Below are 16,044 nucleotides of genomic sequence, written 5' to 3' on the forward strand. Positions count from 1 at the left end.
GGCAGCGCCCCCGCCGCCACCGCCGCCCCCGCCCTCGACGCCGCCGCGATCATGGCCCGCTGCGACGAGCTCGCCGCGGTCTCCTCCAGCCGCGACGGCATCGAGCGGGTCTACCTCTCGCCCGAGCACGCCCGGGTGAACGCGATGGCCGCGCGTTGGATGACCGAGGCGGGCATGCGCACCTGGCAGGACGCGGCCGGCAACCAGTGCGGCCGCTACGAGGGCGCGACTCCGGGACTCCCGGCGCTCCTGCTCGGCTCGCACCTCGACACGGTGCCCGACGCGGGCCGCTACGACGGGATCCTCGGCGTGATGCTCGCGATCGCCGTGGTGTCGCGCCTGCAGGGGGCGGGCCGGCGCCTGCCGTTCGCCGTCGAGGTCGTCGCGTTCGGCGACGAGGAGGGCACCCGCTTCGGCACAGCGCTCCTCGGCTCCCGCGCCCTCGCCGGCACCTGGGACGAGCACTGGTGGGAGCTCGAGGACGCCGACGGGACGACGCTCGTCGAGGCGTTCCACGAGTTCGGGCTGGACCCCTCGCGCATCCGCACCGCCGCGCGCGACGCGCAGGACGTTCTCGCCTACCTCGAGGCGCACATCGAGCAGGGCCCCTACCTGGAGGAGGCGGACCGCGCCCTCGCCGTGGTCTCCTCGATAGCGGGCGCCCGCCGCTTCGCACTCACCCTCACCGGCAAGGCCGGGCACGCGGGCGGAGTTCCGCTCGACCGCCGCCGCGACGCGCTCACCGGGGCGGCCGAGGCCGTGCTCGCGGTGGAGCGCATCGCGCGGGAGCAGGGCGTGATCGCCACGGTCGGCCGGCTCGAGACCTTCCCGGGCGCGGTCAACGTCATCCCCGGCCGGGTCGAGTTCAGCCTCGACCTCCGCGCCGAGACCGACGCCCAGCGCGACACGGCGTGGGACGCCATCGAGCACGCGATGTCGGAGTCGGCGTCGCGCCGCCGTCTCGCGCTGACGGTGGAGGAGACCCATTCGGCCCCCGCGGTCGTCGCCTCCTCTCGGCTGCAGGACGTCGTGCGCGCGGGCATCCGCGCGACCGGGGACGCGGAGCCGATGGTGCTGTTCTCCAAGGCCGGCCACGACGCGATGGCGGTCGCCGACCTCGCCGAGTACGCGATGCTCTTCCTCCGCTGCGAGGGCGGCGTCAGCCACCACCCGGACGAGAACGTGACCGAGGCCGACGTCGCGACCGCGCTCGACGCGTTCGAGGCGGCCGTGCTGGCGCTCGCCGACGAGACGCCGACCGCGTGACCCCCGCCCCGGCCCCCTCGACGAGCATCGGCCACCGCATCGATGCCGGCTACGCCGCGCTGTCGCGGCAGGAGCAGCGGGCGGCCGACTTCATCCTCGACCACCTCGGCGACCTGGCCGTCTACACGGCGACCGAGCTCGCCCAGCACAGCGGAGTGTCCAAGGCCACGGTCTCGCGGCTGTTCCGCCGCCTGGGGTTCTCGAACTCGCAGGAGGTGCGCGAGCACGCCCGGGCACTGCGGTCCTCCGGTGTGCCGGTCGGTCCCGCGCAGGGGCAGGGGGATCCGCTCGCCGCGCACCTCGAGAGCGAGCGGGCGAACCTGGCCCGGCTGGCCGCCGCGTTCGGCGACGGGCGGCTGGAGGAGGCGGTGCGGCTGATCGCGGGAGCACGCGAGGTCGTCGTGATCGGACTGCGCAACAGCTACCCGGTGGCGCTGCACCTGCGCCAGCAGCTCGCGCAGGCGCGCGGACGCGTCCGGATCGCCCCGCAGCCCGGCCAGTCGCTCGGTGAGGAGCTCGAGGGGCTCGGAGCCGAGGACGTCGTGGCGCTGGTCGGCTTCCGCCGCCGCCCCGCCTCCTTCGCCGCCCTGATCGGGACGCTCGCCGCGCGCGAGGTGCCCGTGGTGCTCCTCGCGGATCCGCCCGCCCGGCGCTACGCGGAGCACGCGGCGGTCTGGCTGGAGTGCCCGGTCGACAGCGGCACGGCGCTGGACAGCTACGCGGCGGCGATGAGCGCGGTCGCGCTCGTGGCGTCCGGAGTGCTCGGCGCGTCCCCGAGGGAGTCGCGCGAGCGGATCGCCGGGATCAGCACGGCCTACGCGGAGCTCGCCGAGCTGGAGGACCGGCCGTGAGCGAGGCGGCGGAGCTGATCCGTGCGCACGCCAAGGACCCCGTCGGGCAGGCCGACCCGACTCCGTCCCTCGGCCGTGCCGAGCTGATCACCCCCACCTGCGGCGACCGGATCGAGCTGCGCGTCGACGGCGGCGTCGAGCAGGTGCGCCTCGCCTGGAGCGGGCGGGGGTGCGAGGTCTCACGGGGATCCGCGTCGCTGCTCGTGGACGGTCTCGACGGGCTGCCGGCGCCGGCGGTACGGGAGCGGATCGACGCGTTCCTCGCGGCGATGGCGCACCGGGAGGGTGCTCTCGCCGGCGAGGAGCAGGCGCTGCTCGCGGTGGCGGGCAATCCCGTCCGCTCCGTCTGCGCGACCCTGGCCTGGCGGGCGCTGGCCGCCGCCCTCGACGACGCGGGCCTGGCGTGAACCGCTCAGTCCGGCCCGTCGCGGTCGGCTCCCGACCACAGATCGCCGCACTCCACCCCCCGCGCGCCCCTCGCGCGGAGCAGGTCGCGCGCGCCGGAGTCGCCGTGCACGCCCTCGAGGAGCTCCGGCCAGTGGTCCCGTCCCAGCAGCACCGGATGACCGGGCCGACCGCGGAAGACCGCGCGGGCGAGCACGTCCGGCGCGACCGGCGCCTCCGCGAGCAGCCGGGCCCCCACGCTCGGCGGCTCCTCGGGCAGGTCGACCAGGGCGACCAGCGCGGCGACGCCCTCGGCCGCGGCGAGACCCGCGCGGAGCGACGCCGAGAGGCCGGTCTCCCACTCCGCCGCGACGACCACGTCCGCGGACGGCGGCACCAGGAGGCGCGCCCGTCCGGCCTCCGCGCCCAGGACCACGAGCACCCGCTCGCAGCCCACCGCGCGGAGCCTCTCGACGGCTCGCTCCACCCAGGGAACTCCCGCCGCGTCGCACCGCAGCGCCTTCGGGCCGCCCGCCCGGCGCCCCGCACCCGCCGCGAGCACCAGCCCGACGAGGTCCCGACTCCCGACCAGATCCATCCGACCATCGTGCCGCAGGCCGAGCCCCTGCTCCGCCGGACGAAGGAGACCGCATGACCGACACCCGATCCGAGACCGCCCGCGACGTGCTGCTCGCGTGCCTCGCCGTCCCCCGCTGGGCCGACGAGGTCGCCTCCGGCGCGCCCTACCCGTCGGCTGACGCGCTCGCCGACGCGGCCGAGCGGGCCGCGCGCACGCTCACCGAGGAGGAGGTGGAGGCGGCGCTGGCCGACCACCCCCGGATCGGCGAGCGGCACGCGGGCGCGGGGCGCTCCTCCGCGTTCTCGGCCGCGGAGCAGGCGGCGAGCCGCACGGGCGACGAGGAGCTGACCCGGCGGCTGCTGGCCGGCAACCGCGCCTACGAGGAGCGGTTCGGGCGCGTGTTCCTCCTCCGTGCGGCCGGCCGCGACCGGGCCGAGGTCGTCGCGGAGCTGGAGCGGAGGCTCGGGCTCGACGACGAGACGGAGGCCCGCATCGTCGCGGAGCAGCTGCGGGAGATCACGGTGCTGCGCGTCCGCGGCCTCGACGACGGGCGCCTCATCCGGGCGGAGGCCGCACGATGAGCGGGCACGCCAGCCACGTCACCACCCACGTGCTCGACGCCGTCCGCGGCCGCCCCGCGCGCGGGGTCCCGGTGGCTCTCGACGCCCGCGTCGGCTCCGGCTGGGAGCGCCTCGCCGAGGCCCGCACCGACGACGACGGCCGCGTGGCGGCCTTCGGGCCGGAGCGCCTGGCCGCCGGGGTGCACCGGGTCGTCTTCGACACCGGCGCCTGGTTCGCCGCCTCGGGCACCGAGTCGTTCTACCCCGAGGTCGTCGTCGCCTTCCGCCTCGACGACGAGGAGGCGCACTTCCACATCCCGCTCCTGCTCAGCCCCTTCGCCTACTCGACCTACCGGGGCAGCTGATGCAGCTGCAGGACGTCCTCGACGCGCCGCAGCTGCGGCTGCGCGTGCTGGTCGCCGGCGACGGGGCGCTCGCGCGGCCGGTCGACGGCATCTTCACGACCGATCTCCTCGATCCGCGCCGCTACATCTCGCGCGACCAGCTGGTGCTGACCGGTCTGGTCTGGCGTCGGGACGCCCAGGACAGCGCGGCCTTCGTCGCCGCGGTCGCGGACTCGGGTGCCAGCGCTCTGCTCGCCGGCGAGGGGCTGCTGGGCTTCGTGCCGGACGACCTCGTCGTCGCCTGCCGCGAGCACGACGTCCCGCTGATCGCCGTGCCGGCCGATGTGTCGTTCGGCGCGATCACGGCGCACCTGTCGAACGCTCTCGCCGGCGACCGCGTGGCCCGGCTGACGGCCGCCCTCGCCCGCCAGCGGGAGCTGCTGACGGAGGTCTACCGGGGGCAGCAGCTCGACGAGCTCGTCGCGCGCACCTCGCGCGAGCTCGGACTCCCCGTGTCGGTGCTGACCGCCACCGGCCGGACCGCGGCCTCCGCCTCGCCCCTGGGGCTGGGGGAGATCGAGCGGGTCGTGCACGCGGCGCTCACGGCCCGGCGCAGCCCGGTCGTGGTCGCGGACGCCCGCGGCGGCGCCCTGTCGGTCCTCACCGTCGCCGGAGCGGGCGAGCACCGCGCCACCTCCTGGCTGGTCGTCGTCGGGGGCGACTGGAACGACTGGCCCGCCGCAGTGCTGGACGCCGTGACCGAGCTCGCCGGAGTCGTGGGGGTCTACCGGCTGCAGCGGGAGGCGGCGCTCTCGGCCGACTCCGCTCTCGCCGACCGCCTGCTCGAGCTCGTGGAGGAGGACAGCGAGCAGCCCGAGGCCGCGGTGTACCTGCGGCAGCTCGGACTCGGCGGCGCCGGGCGATGCGCCGTGGTCGCCGCCGAGTTCGAGGGCGACGCGCCCCCGGACCTGGCGCGCCGTGTCCTGGTCGACGCCGCCGCGCACCTGGGCCGCGCCGTGGTCGGACGCGACGCCCAGGGCTGCGCGGTGGCGGTGCTGCCCACCGAGGCGACCGATGCGATCCCCACCGGCGCGGATCCGCTCGCCGTCGTCACCTCGGCGCTGCGACGAGCGGGAGCCGCGTGGCCGGGCGCCGTGCTGCGCGTCGGGACGAGCGCCGCGACTCCGCTGCCCGCGCTCGGCGGCGCCCTCCGCTCGGCACGCTACGGGATGCTGCTGCCGGGCTCTCCGGGCGACGACGCTCCGGTGCGGGTCAGCGACTCCGGGGAGGTCACCTCCGCCGTGCAGCTGCTGAGCGCGGTCCCCGACCACCTGCGCTCGGTGTTCGTCGAGCTGGTGCTCGGGCGGCTCATCGAGCACGACGCGCGCTACGGCTCGCAGCTGGTCGCCACGCTCGCGGCGTTCCTCGACTGCGGCGGCTCGTGGGTGCGCACGGCGGAGCAGACGCACCTGCACCTGAACACGGTGCGGTACCGCATCGCGAGGGTGGAGGAGCTGACGCAGCGCGACCTGTCGGACACCGCGGACCGCGCCGACCTGTTCCTGGCGCTGCGCCTGCGCTGACGGCCGAGTGCGCGCGGTCCGCACCGCGCCGCCCCGGCCGGCCCCGTCACTCCGGAGGCGCGATCCGCCTGCCCCGGACGTGCACCGCGGCGATCGCCGGCTCGCGCAGGGTCATCAGCAGGGCGAAGAGCAGCTGGGCCGTCGCCTCCTCCTCGTCGTCCGCGCGGATCCCGTGGGCGAGGACGTCGGCGAGCGGCTCCCACCGGTCGGGCTCGATGCGGAGGAAGTCCGCGTCCTTCCCGGGGTCGAGGCTGCCGAACCGCTCCTCCTGGTCGAGCGCCCGCGCGCCGGCGAGCGTCGCCGTGAACAGGAGCTCGGCCGGATGCAGGGCGACGGCCGCGTCGCCGGGCTCCGAGAGGTGCACCTTGAAGGCGTCGTTCGCCACTCGCGCCAGCAGCCACTCGTCGCCCGCGCCCACGTCCGAACCGAGGGCGACGGTGACCCCCGAGGCGACGGTCCGGCGCCAGGGCATGGTGCCGGAGCCGAGGAACTGCTGCGAGGTCGGGCAGTGGGCGATCGAGGTGCCGGTCTCCTCCATCCGGTGCAGCTCCGCGTCCTGGCAGTGCACGGCGTGAGCGAGGATCGTGCGCGGCCCGAGGAGGGAGGAGCCGCCGCGCGCGGAGCCGGGCAGGAAGAGCCCGTCGTAGGTGTCGAGGTAGCTGCGGGTGCCGTACGCGCCGAGCACGGCGGCGATCTCGCCGTCGCCGGGCCGGTCGTTCTCGTTGAGGTGGCTGTGCACGTAGACGCCGCGTCCGCGGACGTCGTCGTAGAGGTCGCCGAGCGCTCCGAGGGTCCGGGGAGTGACGGACAGCGAGAACCGCGGGACGAGCGCGACCTGCAGGAGCGGGTCCCTCCCGTGCCAGCGGTCGATCTCCTCCGACGCGAGCGTCAGCGCCTCCTCCTCGGAGGTGATCAGGGGAGCCGCCGAGGCCGGGCCCGTGGTCTGGATGCCGCGCCCCGACACGATCCGCAGCCCCGCCTCGCGGCTGCGCTCGAACAGGGCGTCCTGCGCGGCCGGGAACGCGGAGCCGAAGACCATCGCGGCGGTCGTGCCCGCGGCCACCCGCCGCCGGGTGAAGGCGCGCGCGACGACGTCGGCGAACTCCGGGTCGGCGAGCCGCGCCTCCGCCGGGAACACCGTCCGGTCGAGCCACTCGAGCAGCTGGCCGCCGCCGAAGCCGTCGGTCGAGAACGTCTGGGGGAAGTGCACGTGCGCGTCGACGAAGCCGGGCAGCAGGACCGACGCGGCGTCGCCGGAGACCGGCAGGAGAGCGAAGCGGTCCGGCAGCTCGCGGTACGGACCGACCCAGGCGATCGTGCCGTCCTCGTCCACGACGAGAGCGCCGTCCGGGATCGACACCAGCGACTCCCGCGCGGTCGCGAGCGTCGCACCCCCGGCGACGTGCAGCACGTGCCCCCGGTGGACGCCCCCGGCGCCGGTCACACCAGGCCCGTGTAGGCGGTCCAGGCGGATCCCGCGGGCGGCGCGTCGTCGCGGGTGACGCTCGCCTGGATCAGCCCGTAGGGGCGGTCGGCGGCGTGGAAGACCTCGTTGTCGTTCTCGACGCCGAAGGGCGAGAGGTCGTAGACGAAGTGGTGCTTGTTCGGCGCGGAGAGACGGATCTCGACGATCTGCGGGTACTCCTCCAGGACCGCCTTCCCCATCTCGAAGAGCGTCTGCTGGAGGGCGAGGGAGTGCACGGTCGCGAAGCGGCTCGTCATGAGCGCCTTGACGCCCGCGTAGACCGCCTCCCAGTCCATCGCCGCGATCTCGTCCTCGCTCAGGGCGAAGCGCCACTTCGCGACCAGCGAGGTCGCCATCACCCGGTCGTGCGTCGGCTGGAGGACCGTGTACGGGTCGGTGAGGAAGCCGTGGAACTCGCTCCCCGTGGACTTCAGGATCGTGAGGTCCTTGAAGCCGCCGGTGATCCAGATCCGCCGCTCGTCACCCGAGCCCTCGACCGTGACCGACGCGATCCGCGTCTCCTGGCCCTTCCGGACCCAGGTGTGGTCGTGCTCGCGCCCGTCCACCAGCACGCGCTCCCAGGCGAACTCCTCGATCTCGATGCGGGCGCCGTGGACGGGCTCGTAGCCGTCGACGAAGTGGCGGGCCAGCTCGAGGCCGTAGGGCTCGATCGAGCGCAGGCCCTTCTCCTTGGCGAAGGCGTACGCCGTCTGCTTCTGCGTGTCCGTGGGCAGGACGGCCGACTGGTCGCCCTCTCGGTGCGCGGCCTCGAAGTCGCCGCGGAGGGCCGTGGAGACGTTGACGTCGTGGATCTCGTGCCGCGGGGTCTCGCGGTAGATCCGCACGACGCGGTTCTCGGCCTTCCCGTACTGGTGGTCCCCGAGGATGATCGACATGTCCGCTCCTGTCCGTTCCGTGCGGCCGGGCCCGGTCACGCGGTGGTGACCGTCCTGCTCGCGGCTCCTGCGAGCCCGTCTGCCAGCCTCGCGCCTGCCGGGGGCTCCGCGCACCGGCGGAGCATCCCGAGGAGCCGCCGCCGGGACTCCGAGTCTTGTGTGATCCGCCCGCTCCGCGGCTCCGACCCGCCTCCGTTCACACGCTCGAAACCTGCCGATGACACGGCGGCGCTCGGCGTGAGCGGTCGAGCTCCCCGAGGTGTCGTCAGGGAGGCGGGGGATCGGCGGATCGAGGTCAGGGGCGGGTGAGGAGGCGCCCGGCGGGCGGGACCGTCTCGGCGGTGACGCGTCGGCCGCCCACCCAGGTGGCGGCGACGGCGCCGCGGAGGACGCGGCCCTCGTAGGCCGAGACGGGGTTCCGGTGCGAGAGGGCGTCGACGTCCACGCGCCACTGCGCCTCCGGGTCGAACGCGACCAGGTCGGCGTCGGACCCCGCGTGCAGCAGGCCCTTCTGGCCGAGCCCGGCGAACGCGGCGGTCGCCGTGGACATCCAGGCGACGACCTGCTCGAGCGGGATGCCCCGCTCGCGGGCCCCGGTCCAGACCGCGCGGAAGCTCAGCTCGAGTCCCGAGATCCCGCCCCAGGCGACGCCGAAGTCGCCGCCCGCGGGGAGCTTGAGCTCGGCGGTGGCGGGGGAGTGGTCCGAGGCGATGATGTCGATCGTCCCGTCGAGCAGCCCCTTCCAGAGCAGCTCGCGGTTGCGCTCGTCGCGGATCGGCGGGCAGCACTTGAACTGCGTGCCGCCGTCGGGGATCGAGCCGGCGTCGAAGGTGAGGTAGTGCGGGCAGGTCTCGGCGGAGATCGGCAGCCCCTCGGCCTTCGCCTCGCGCAGGAGCGGCAGCGCGTCGGCGGAGGAGAGGTGCAGGATGTGCGCGCGGCAGCCGGTCTCGCGGACGGCCTCGATCACGTGCAGGATCGCGCTGCGCTCGGAGGCGGGCGGGCGGGAGTCGACGAACGCGCCGTAGGAGGCGCCGGGCTCCAGCGCGCTCGCCTCCAGTTCGGCCGGGTCCTCGGCGTGCACGATCAGCAGTCCGTCGAAGGCGGCGATCTCGCGCATCGCCTCGACGAGCTGCTCCCGGCTCAGGTGCGGGAACTCGTTTACTCCGCTCGGCGAGAGGAAGCACTTGAAGCCGAAGACGCCCGCGTCGTGGAGCTCGCGCAGCGTGCCGAGGTTCGAGGGGATCGCCCCGCCCCAGAAGCCGACGTCCACCTGCGCCTGCGGCCCGGCGGCCGCGCGCTTGGCCTCGAGCCCCGCCACCGTGGTGGTCGGCGGGATCGAGTTCAGCGGCATGTCGATGATCGTGGTGACGCCCCCGGCGGCGGCCGCGCGGGTGGCGGAGGCGAAGCCCTCCCACTCCGTGCGGCCCGGCTCGTTGACGTGCACGTGGGTGTCGACGATCCCCGGGATCAGGACCTGGCCCTCGGGGAGGACGATCTCCTCCGTGGTCCGCCAGGGGGCGTCCCGCTCGCCGACTGCGACGATCAGGCCCTCGGCGATCGCGATGCTGGCCGGACGCCGGCCGTTCTCGGTCAGCACGTCGGAGGCGCGGATCACGAGGTCGAGGAAGGGAGCGTCGTCAGGCATGGATCGACCCTATACTCGGCATGTTTCCTGCGTGTGAGCGCCCGTCGGCGGCTCCGCCCGGCCTCCCCGCAGCCCCGGCGCCGTCGCCTCCCGTCCGAGAAGAGGAGGCCGTCGTGCTCGACATCGCCGACCCCCTGCTCGAGCGCGTCGAGGCGGGCGGGAGCGTCGCGGTCGTCACGGTCACGCACGTCTTCGGCTCGGCTCCCCGCGCTCTCGGCTCCTCGATGGCGGTGGACGCGGAGGGGCGCGCGATCGGCTCGATCTCCGGCGGCTGCGTCGAGGCGCAGGCGTACGCGCTGGCCCAGGAGGTGCTCGGCACCTCGGGCAGCGCGTCCGAGCACTTCGGCTTCGACGACGAGGCGGCCTTCGCCGCAGGCCTGTCCTGCGGGGGGCAGCTGCGCGTGTTCGGCCAGGTCGTCGACTCCGGCTCCACCGCGGTCCTCGCCGAGCTGCGCGCCGCCCGCGCCGGCCGCTCGGCCGCGCTGGCGATCGTCGTCGGCGGCCCGGAGGAGCTGATCGGCCTCGTGCTCACCGGAGCGACGCGCCTCCAGGACGTCGTCGGCCCGCACCTGGACGAGGACACCGCCCGCCGCATCCTCGCCGAGCGCGAGGCGCGCCTGGTCTCCGGCCGTTCGGCCACGGTCGAGACCGCCTGCCGAGGTGCCGAGCTCGAGATCGCCTACGTCGTGCACGCCGAGCGGCCGCGCCTGCTGATCTACGGCGCCGTCGACTTCTCCGCCGCGCTCTGCTCCGCCGGCGCCCTGCTCGGCTACCGCGTGACCGTCTGCGACGCGCGTCCGGTGTTCGCGACCGCCGAGCGCTTCCCCGGCGCCGACGAGGTCCTCGTCGAGTGGCCGTCCGACCACCTCGCCCGCGCCGAGGTCGACTCGCGCACCGTGATCGCGGTGCTCACGCACGACGAGAAGTTCGATATCCCGCTGCTCGAGACCGCGCTCGCGCTCCCGGTCGCCTACGTCGGCGCGATGGGGTCGCGGCGCACCCATGAGCGGCGGCTGCGGCTGCTGCGCGAGGCGGGAGTGACGGAGGAGGCGCTCGCCCGCCTGCACTCGCCGATCGGCCTGGACCTCGGCGCGTCGACGCCGGAGGAGACGGCCGTGTCGATCCTCGCGGAGGTCCTCGCCGCGCGCACGGGGACGTCCGGGGAGCCGCTCGCGGGGCGCTCGGGCCCGATCCACGCGGCGCGCTGAGCCGCACGTCCTCCCCTGACGGCGCGCCGTCGTGATCGCGCGGGCCTGCTCGCACTCCGGCGGGAAACGGCCGCGAAACACCGCGCTGCCATGCTCGGGGCATGCAGCGCCACGTCCTCACCGGAGCCCACGTCGCCACCGTCGACGCGCACGGGACCGAGCACCCCGTCGGCCACGTCGTCGTCGACGACTCCCGCATCGTCGCCGTCGGAGCCGACGACCCTCCGGCGTGGGCCCTCGACGGACGGTCCCCGACGGGCCTGCCGGCGCAGGAGGCGATCGCGCTCACGCGGGTCGACGGCCGCGGCCACCTGCTCACTCCCGGGCTCGTCAACACGCACCACCACCTCTACCAGTGGCTCACCCGCGGCTGGGCGCAGGACTCGATCCTCTTCGACTGGCTCGTCGCGCTCTACCCCGCCTGGTCCCGCATCGACGCCGACCTGACCCGCTCCGCCGCCCTCGGCGCGATGGGCGTCCTCGCCCGGTCCGGCTGCAGCACCGTCGCCGACCACCACTACGTCTTCCCGCGGGGCTCCGGCGACATCGTCGGCGGCATCGTCGACGCGGCCGGCACCCTCGGCCTCCGGCTGCACGCGACCCGCGGGTCGATGGACCTCGGCGAGTCCCGGGGCGGCCTCCCGCCGGACTTCGCCGTCGAGACCACGGCGGCCGCGCTCCAGGCCGGTGGAGAGGCGGTCCAGCGGTACCACGACGCCTCCGCCGACGCGATGGTGCGGGTCGCGATCGCCCCGTGCTCGCCCTTCTCGGTGACCACCGACCTGCTGCGCGAGTCGGCCGTCCTCGCCCGTCAGCTCGGGGTCCGGCTGCACACCCACGGCTCCGAGACCGTGGAGGAGGACGCCTACACGCGGGAGGCGTTCGGCCTCTCGCCCACCGACCACCTGGAGTCGCTCGGCTGGCTCGGCGATGACGTCTGGATGGCGCACTGCGTCCACCTCGACGCCGACGCGATCGCGAAGTTCGCGGCCACGGGCACCGGAGTCGCGCACTGCCCGTCCTCGAACGGCCGGCTCGCGGCGGGCATCGCGTCGATCCCGCAGCTGCTGGCTGCGGGAGCCCCGGTCGGCCTCGGCGTGGACGGCGCGGCGTCGAACGAGTCCGGTCAGCTCGGCTCCGAGATCCGCGCCGCGGTGCTGATGAACCGCCTGCGCGCCGGCGCCGACCGGATGAGCGCCCGGCAGGCGCTCTCGGTCGCCACCATCGGCGGGGCCCGGGTGCTCGGCCGGCAGGACGAGATCGGCTCGATCGAGGTCGGCAAGCTCGCCGACCTCGCGCTCTGGCGGATCGACGGGATCGAGCACGCGGGCATCGCGGACCCGGTCGCGGCGCTCGCATTCGGAGCGCAGCCCCCGCTGAGCCTGCTCCTGGTGCAGGGTCGCCCGACGGTGCGGGAGGGACGGCTGGTGAACGCGGACGAGGACGCGATCGCCCGCGAGGTCGCCCGGGCGAGCACGGAGCTGGCGTCGCGCGTCTGAGCTGCGGCAGCCGATCGGCGCTCAGCCCGTCGTCGTTCAACCGGGCGGCGCCTCCGCCTCGACGGTCGCGACCGGGGCGGCGTCCGGGTGCAGGAGCCGCCAGATCCGGTCGCGGGAGAGCGGCAGCTCGGTCGGCCGCACGCCGATCGCGTCGCGGACGGCGTTGGCGAGTGCGGGGGCGACCGGGTTGTAGGGCGCCTCGCTCATCGACTTCGCGCCGAACGGCCCGAGCTCGTCGGCGGTGTCCGCGAAGAGCACCTCGGTCTCGGGCACGTCCGCCATCTGCGGGATGTGGTAGTTCCGGAGGATCGCCGTGGTCACGGTGCCCTCGCCGTCGAGGATCACCTCCTCGTACAGCGCCGAGCCGATCGCCTGCGCCACTCCGCCCTCGACCTGCCCGCGGCACTGCGCCGGGTTGATCACGAAGCCGGCGTCGGCCGCCTGGACCGACTGCAGGATCCGCACCTCGCCCGTCGGCTCGTGCACCGCGACGCGGAAGCCCTGGACGTTGAACGCGAGCGAGCGCTGAGCGCCGTCCTCGCTCCCGGTCGCGGTGACGGGTCCGCCGGCCGCACGGACCAGATCGGCGAACGCGACCCGGGTGCCGTCCGGAGCGAGCAGGCCCTCGTCGTCGGGCGCGAAGGTCTCGTCGTGCCCGGTCAGCCGCTTGGCGAGCGCCTGCAGCTCGGCGAGGAGGCGCGTCGCGGCCGAGTGGACGGCCTTGCCCGCGACGACCGTGCCGGCGCTGCCGAACGCTCCGGTGTCGTAGCGGGCCGCGTCCGTGTCGGACTGGCGGATCCGCACCCGGTCGGCCGAGGCGCGGAAGGCGCTCGCGACCAGCTGCGTGTGCACGGTGGTCGTCCCGTTGCCGAACTCGGCCGTGCCGACGCCGATGGTCAGCACGCCCTCGGCGTCGACGGTGACGGTCGCCTCCGAGAAGTGGCCCCGCGGTGGGATGGTGGCGATCATCGCCAGTGCCGTGCCCTGCCCTGTCCGCCACCCCGGTCCGTCGGGGGCGGGGGAGCCGCCGCCGCCGGCCAGTGCCGCCTCGGTGAGGTCGAGGCACTGGTCGAGCCCGTAGGAGGCGAAGCCGATGTCGTCGCCCTCGACGTGCGTGACCACCAGCGGCTCGCCCGGGCGCACCGCGTTGATCCGCCGCAGCTCGAACGGGTCGATCCCGAGCTCGCGGGCGAGATCGTCCATCGCCGACTCGATGCCGAAGATCACCTGCCCGAGGCCGTAGCCGCGGAACGCCCCCGAGGGGAGGTTGTTCGTGTAGACGGCCTGCGCGTCGACGCGCTTGCTGGGCGCGCTGTAGACGGCGACCGACTCCGAGGTGCCGTGGAACATCACGCCGGGTCCGTGGTTGCCGTAGGCGCCGGTGTCCGAGAGCACGTCCACGGCGAGGGCGGTCAGCCGTCCGTCGCGCCGGGCGCCGAGCGTGACGCCGACCCGCATCGGGTGTCGGCAGGGGGCCATCGTGAACTCGTCGCTCCGGGTGAACTCGAACTGCACGGGCCGGCCGGTGGCGAGCACGGCGAGGGCGACGACGTCCTCCGTCAGGATCTCCTGCTTGCCGCCGAAGCCGCCGCCCACCCGTGCCGTGAAGACGCGGACGGTCGACGGATCGCGGTCGAACAGGCGCGCGATCTCGTCGCGCACGAGGAAGGGCACCTGCGTCGAGGTCCGCAGCACCAGCTCTCCGCCCTCGAGCCAGCCGATGGTGCCGTGGGTCTCGAGCGCCGTGTGCGCGACCCGGGAGGTCGAGTACCGGCCCTCGACGACCACGTCGGCCTCCGCGAGTCCGGCGGCCACGTCCCCGTACTCTCCGTGGAGCTCCGCGACGACGTTCGCCTCCGGCCGGGCGATGCGCGAGGCGATCGGATCCTTGTCGGCGTGCAGGAGCGGCGCGCCGGGGGAGCGCGCCTCCTCCGGGTCGAAGACGGCGGGCAGCACCTCGTAGTCGACCTCGACGGCGCGGCAGGCCGCCTCCGCCTCGGCCACCGACTCCGCGACCACCACGGCCACGCGCTGCCCGCGGAACCGGACGACCGTGTCGAGCATGCGGGTGTCGTCCGGGTCGTCGAGCCGGGACTCGTGGCGGGCGGTGGAGTAGAGGACGTCCGGGACGTCCTCGGCGGTGAGGACCGCGACGACGCCCCGCATCGCGCGGGCGGCGGTCGTGTCGATCGAGCGGATGCGCGCGTGGGCGTGCGGGCTCTGGACGACCTTCACGTGCAGCAGGCCGGGCACGGCGACGTCGAGGGTGAACGGCTCGCGGCCCTGGACGATCTGCCGGCCGGCGGGCGCGCGGAGCGAGCGGCCGACCCGGGACTCCTCGGCCGATGGGCGACCGGTGCGGCGGACGGGGGTGAGACCCGACGGCGGGGCCGCGTGCCGTCCGCGGACCGGGGCCTCCGTGCGATCCGCTCCGGACGGCTCGGCCGCGTGCGCGCCGTGCCCGGACGCGCAGGCGCCCGTCACGGCCTCGCGGATGGGGCGGTAGCCCGTGCACCGGCAGAGGTTGCCCTTCATCAGCCGCGGCACGTCCTCGGCGCGGACTCCGTCGAGCGCCGTGGCCGTGACCACCATGCCGGCCGTGCAGAAGCCGCACTGGAACGCGCCGGCCTCGACGAACGCCTCCTGCACCGCGCTCGGCTCCTCGGGCGTGCCGAGGCCGGCCGCTGTCGTCACCTCGCGGCCCTCGACGCGGTGGGCGGGGTAGAGGCAGGAGTGGAACGGCGTCCCGTCGACGAGGACGGAGCAGGCGCCGCAGTCGCCGGCGTCGCACCCCTTCTTCACCTCGAAGTGCTCGTGGTCGCGGAGGAGGGTGCGCAGCACCTGGCCGGGGCGGGGGGAGGCGTCGACCGGCTCCCCGTTGACGGTGAACCTCATCGGGCGCCTCCGGCCAGCTCGGTGCGGATCTCCTCGGCGAGCACGCGGACGACGGCGTGGCGCCAGTCGGCGGCTCCGTGCGGGTCGGTGAACCAGGTCGCGACGCCGTCGACGGCCGCGGCGAGCTCGGCCGAGGAGGGAACGGCGGCGAAGCGGAGCCGCTCCGGCCGGACGGTCGCCGCGGTGATCGTGAGCACGAACGCGCCGTCGGTGTCGAGGCGGCCGATGACGACGGCGCCGGAGCGTCCGAGAGGGGAGAGCGCCGTCTTGCGGAACGCGGTGCGCGCCCGGAGGGAGGAGAGCGGGATCTCGATCGAGCGGATGACGTCGTCCTGGGCCAGGGAAGTGGTCATGTTGCCGGTCACGAGCTCGGCGACCGGCACGGCGACGTCCGAGTCGTCGGCCCGCCAGACGAGGGCGGTGGCGTCGAGCGCGGCGGCGAGGCTGATCATCGGTCCTGCGGGCAGGGCGTTGGCGATGTTGCCGCCGACAGTGGCGACGTTCCAGATCTTGAAGGAGCCCAGCAGTGCCGTGCAGCACTGGAAGAAGAGCGGATGGGCGGTGTCGCCCGCGTCGGGCATCGCGGCGAGCTCGCTGAGCGTGCAGGTCGCCGCGATCGAGAGCCCGGCGTCCGTGCGCACGATCGGCTCCCACGCGAATCCCTGCAAGTCGAGGAGCTCGTCGAGGTGGTCGTGGGGGAGGGAGAACACCCAGGAGCCGCCTCCGATGACCGCTGAGCGCGGCCCGCGGCCCGCCAGCTCGGAGCGCTCGCGCACCACCCGGACGCGCTGGATCGTGTTCAGGTCCATGCAGCGCCTCCGTCCCGCGCCCGTCGGGCGTCTCCCCCCAGTGAACCCCACCCGTGTGA

At 75.0% G+C, this 16,044-nt stretch carries 14 protein-coding genes; 8 read left to right on the forward strand and 6 right to left on the reverse strand.

The window, feature by feature from the left end; all coding sequences use genetic code 11:
• From C5C37_RS16575 to C5C37_RS16585, 3 genes are all read left to right on the forward strand, one after another.
• A partial coding sequence (locus C5C37_RS16575; RefSeq protein ID WP_258074194.1) for an allantoate amidohydrolase occupies window positions 1-1,266 on the forward strand: 1,266 nt, incomplete at its 5' end.
• Complete coding sequence (locus tag C5C37_RS16580; protein WP_104319960.1) at window positions 1,263-2,117, forward strand: MurR/RpiR family transcriptional regulator; 855 nt, start codon at window positions 1,263-1,265, stop codon at window positions 2,115-2,117. The genes C5C37_RS16575 and C5C37_RS16580, both read left to right, overlap by 4 nt.
• Complete coding sequence (locus tag C5C37_RS16585; protein WP_104226650.1) at window positions 2,114-2,524, forward strand: iron-sulfur cluster assembly scaffold protein; 411 nt, start codon at window positions 2,114-2,116, stop codon at window positions 2,522-2,524. Before C5C37_RS16580 ends, C5C37_RS16585 begins: the two co-directional genes overlap by 4 nt.
• A 5-nt stretch (window positions 2,525-2,529) precedes the next feature.
• On the opposite strand, the gene C5C37_RS16590 is transcribed toward C5C37_RS16585, so the two are convergent.
• Complete coding sequence (locus C5C37_RS16590) at window positions 2,530-3,099, reverse strand: NTP transferase domain-containing protein (RefSeq protein ID WP_104223492.1); 570 nt, start codon at window positions 3,097-3,099, stop codon at window positions 2,530-2,532.
• Window positions 3,100-3,152: 53 nt separating this feature from the next.
• Between C5C37_RS16590 and uraD the strand changes: the two genes are divergently transcribed.
• From uraD to C5C37_RS16605, 3 genes are read left to right on the forward strand one after another with little or no spacing between them, the layout of a single operon-like run.
• The gene (uraD, locus tag C5C37_RS16595; protein WP_104339306.1) at window positions 3,153-3,662 is read left to right on the forward strand and encodes a 2-oxo-4-hydroxy-4-carboxy-5-ureidoimidazoline decarboxylase; all 510 of its coding nucleotides are present in this window, start codon (window positions 3,153-3,155) and stop codon (window positions 3,660-3,662) included.
• Window positions 3,659-4,006 carry a hydroxyisourate hydrolase gene (uraH, locus tag C5C37_RS16600; protein WP_104251158.1) on the forward strand — a complete coding sequence of 116 codons (348 nt, stop codon included), beginning with the start codon at window positions 3,659-3,661 and terminating at the stop codon, window positions 4,004-4,006. The genes uraD and uraH overlap by 4 nt, the downstream gene beginning before the upstream one ends.
• Window positions 4,006-5,568, forward strand: coding sequence for a PucR family transcriptional regulator (locus C5C37_RS16605; protein WP_104339307.1), 1,563 nt, complete (start codon window positions 4,006-4,008; stop codon window positions 5,566-5,568). The genes uraH and C5C37_RS16605 overlap by 1 nt, the downstream gene beginning before the upstream one ends.
• Window positions 5,569-5,614: 46 nt before the next feature.
• Here the strand turns inward: C5C37_RS16605 and C5C37_RS16610 are convergent, their stop codons facing one another.
• From C5C37_RS16610 to allB, 3 genes are all read right to left on the reverse strand, one after another.
• Window positions 5,615-7,012 (reverse strand): amidohydrolase family protein, encoded by a 1,398-nt coding sequence (locus tag C5C37_RS16610; RefSeq protein WP_104339308.1) that lies wholly within the window; start codon window positions 7,010-7,012, stop codon window positions 5,615-5,617.
• Window positions 7,009-7,929, reverse strand: a complete 921-nt coding sequence (gene pucL, locus C5C37_RS16615) for a factor-independent urate hydroxylase (protein ID WP_104339309.1) — start codon at window positions 7,927-7,929, stop codon at window positions 7,009-7,011. The genes C5C37_RS16610 and pucL overlap by 4 nt, the downstream gene beginning before the upstream one ends.
• Window positions 7,930-8,224: 295 nt before the next feature.
• Window positions 8,225-9,574, reverse strand: a complete 1,350-nt coding sequence (allB, locus tag C5C37_RS16620; RefSeq protein WP_104339310.1) for an allantoinase AllB — start codon at window positions 9,572-9,574, stop codon at window positions 8,225-8,227.
• 113 nt (window positions 9,575-9,687) lie between these two features.
• Between allB and C5C37_RS16625 the strand changes: the two genes are divergently transcribed.
• Window positions 9,688-10,782, forward strand: a complete 1,095-nt coding sequence (locus C5C37_RS16625) for an XdhC family protein (RefSeq protein WP_104339311.1) — start codon at window positions 9,688-9,690, stop codon at window positions 10,780-10,782.
• 101 nt (window positions 10,783-10,883) lie between these two features.
• Window positions 10,884-12,281: an 8-oxoguanine deaminase gene (locus C5C37_RS16630; RefSeq protein ID WP_104339312.1), complete on the forward strand. Its 1,398-nt coding sequence runs from the start codon at window positions 10,884-10,886 to the stop codon at window positions 12,279-12,281.
• Window positions 12,282-12,317: 36 nt separating this feature from the next.
• Here C5C37_RS16630 and C5C37_RS16635 read toward each other — a convergent pair whose 3' ends face one another.
• Entirely contained in the window at window positions 12,318-15,176 is a 2,859-nt protein-coding gene (locus C5C37_RS16635) for a molybdopterin cofactor-binding domain-containing protein (protein WP_104339313.1), read from the reverse strand.
• Window positions 15,173-15,985 (reverse strand): FAD binding domain-containing protein, encoded by an 813-nt coding sequence (locus tag C5C37_RS16640; protein ID WP_104339314.1) that lies wholly within the window; start codon window positions 15,983-15,985, stop codon window positions 15,173-15,175. Before C5C37_RS16640 ends, C5C37_RS16635 begins: the two co-directional genes overlap by 4 nt.
• Between the last annotated feature and the right edge of the window lie 59 nt (window positions 15,986-16,044).

Source organism: Rathayibacter sp. AY1F9, from assembly GCF_002932155.1.
Classification (GTDB): Bacteria; Actinomycetota; Actinomycetes; order Actinomycetales; family Microbacteriaceae; genus Rathayibacter.

Coding starts and splice junctions, on each gene's coding strand:
- C5C37_RS16605 (WP_104339307.1), top strand. CDS start 4,006: ATGCAGCTGCAGGACGTCCTCGACGCGCCGCAGCTGCGGCTGCGCGTG.
- uraH (WP_104251158.1), top strand. CDS start 3,659: ATGAGCGGGCACGCCAGCCACGTCACCACCCACGTGCTCGACGCCGTC.
- C5C37_RS16635 (WP_104339313.1), bottom strand. CDS start 15,176: ATGAGGTTCACCGTCAACGGGGAGCCGGTCGACGCCTCCCCCCGCCCC.
- uraD (WP_104339306.1), top strand. CDS start 3,153: ATGACCGACACCCGATCCGAGACCGCCCGCGACGTGCTGCTCGCGTGC.
- C5C37_RS16630 (WP_104339312.1), top strand. CDS start 10,884: ATGCAGCGCCACGTCCTCACCGGAGCCCACGTCGCCACCGTCGACGCG.
- pucL (WP_104339309.1), bottom strand. CDS start 7,929: ATGTCGATCATCCTCGGGGACCACCAGTACGGGAAGGCCGAGAACCGC.
- C5C37_RS16640 (WP_104339314.1), bottom strand. CDS start 15,985: ATGGACCTGAACACGATCCAGCGCGTCCGGGTGGTGCGCGAGCGCTCC.
- allB (WP_104339310.1), bottom strand. CDS start 9,574: ATGCCTGACGACGCTCCCTTCCTCGACCTCGTGATCCGCGCCTCCGAC.
- C5C37_RS16590 (WP_104223492.1), bottom strand. CDS start 3,099: ATGGATCTGGTCGGGAGTCGGGACCTCGTCGGGCTGGTGCTCGCGGCG.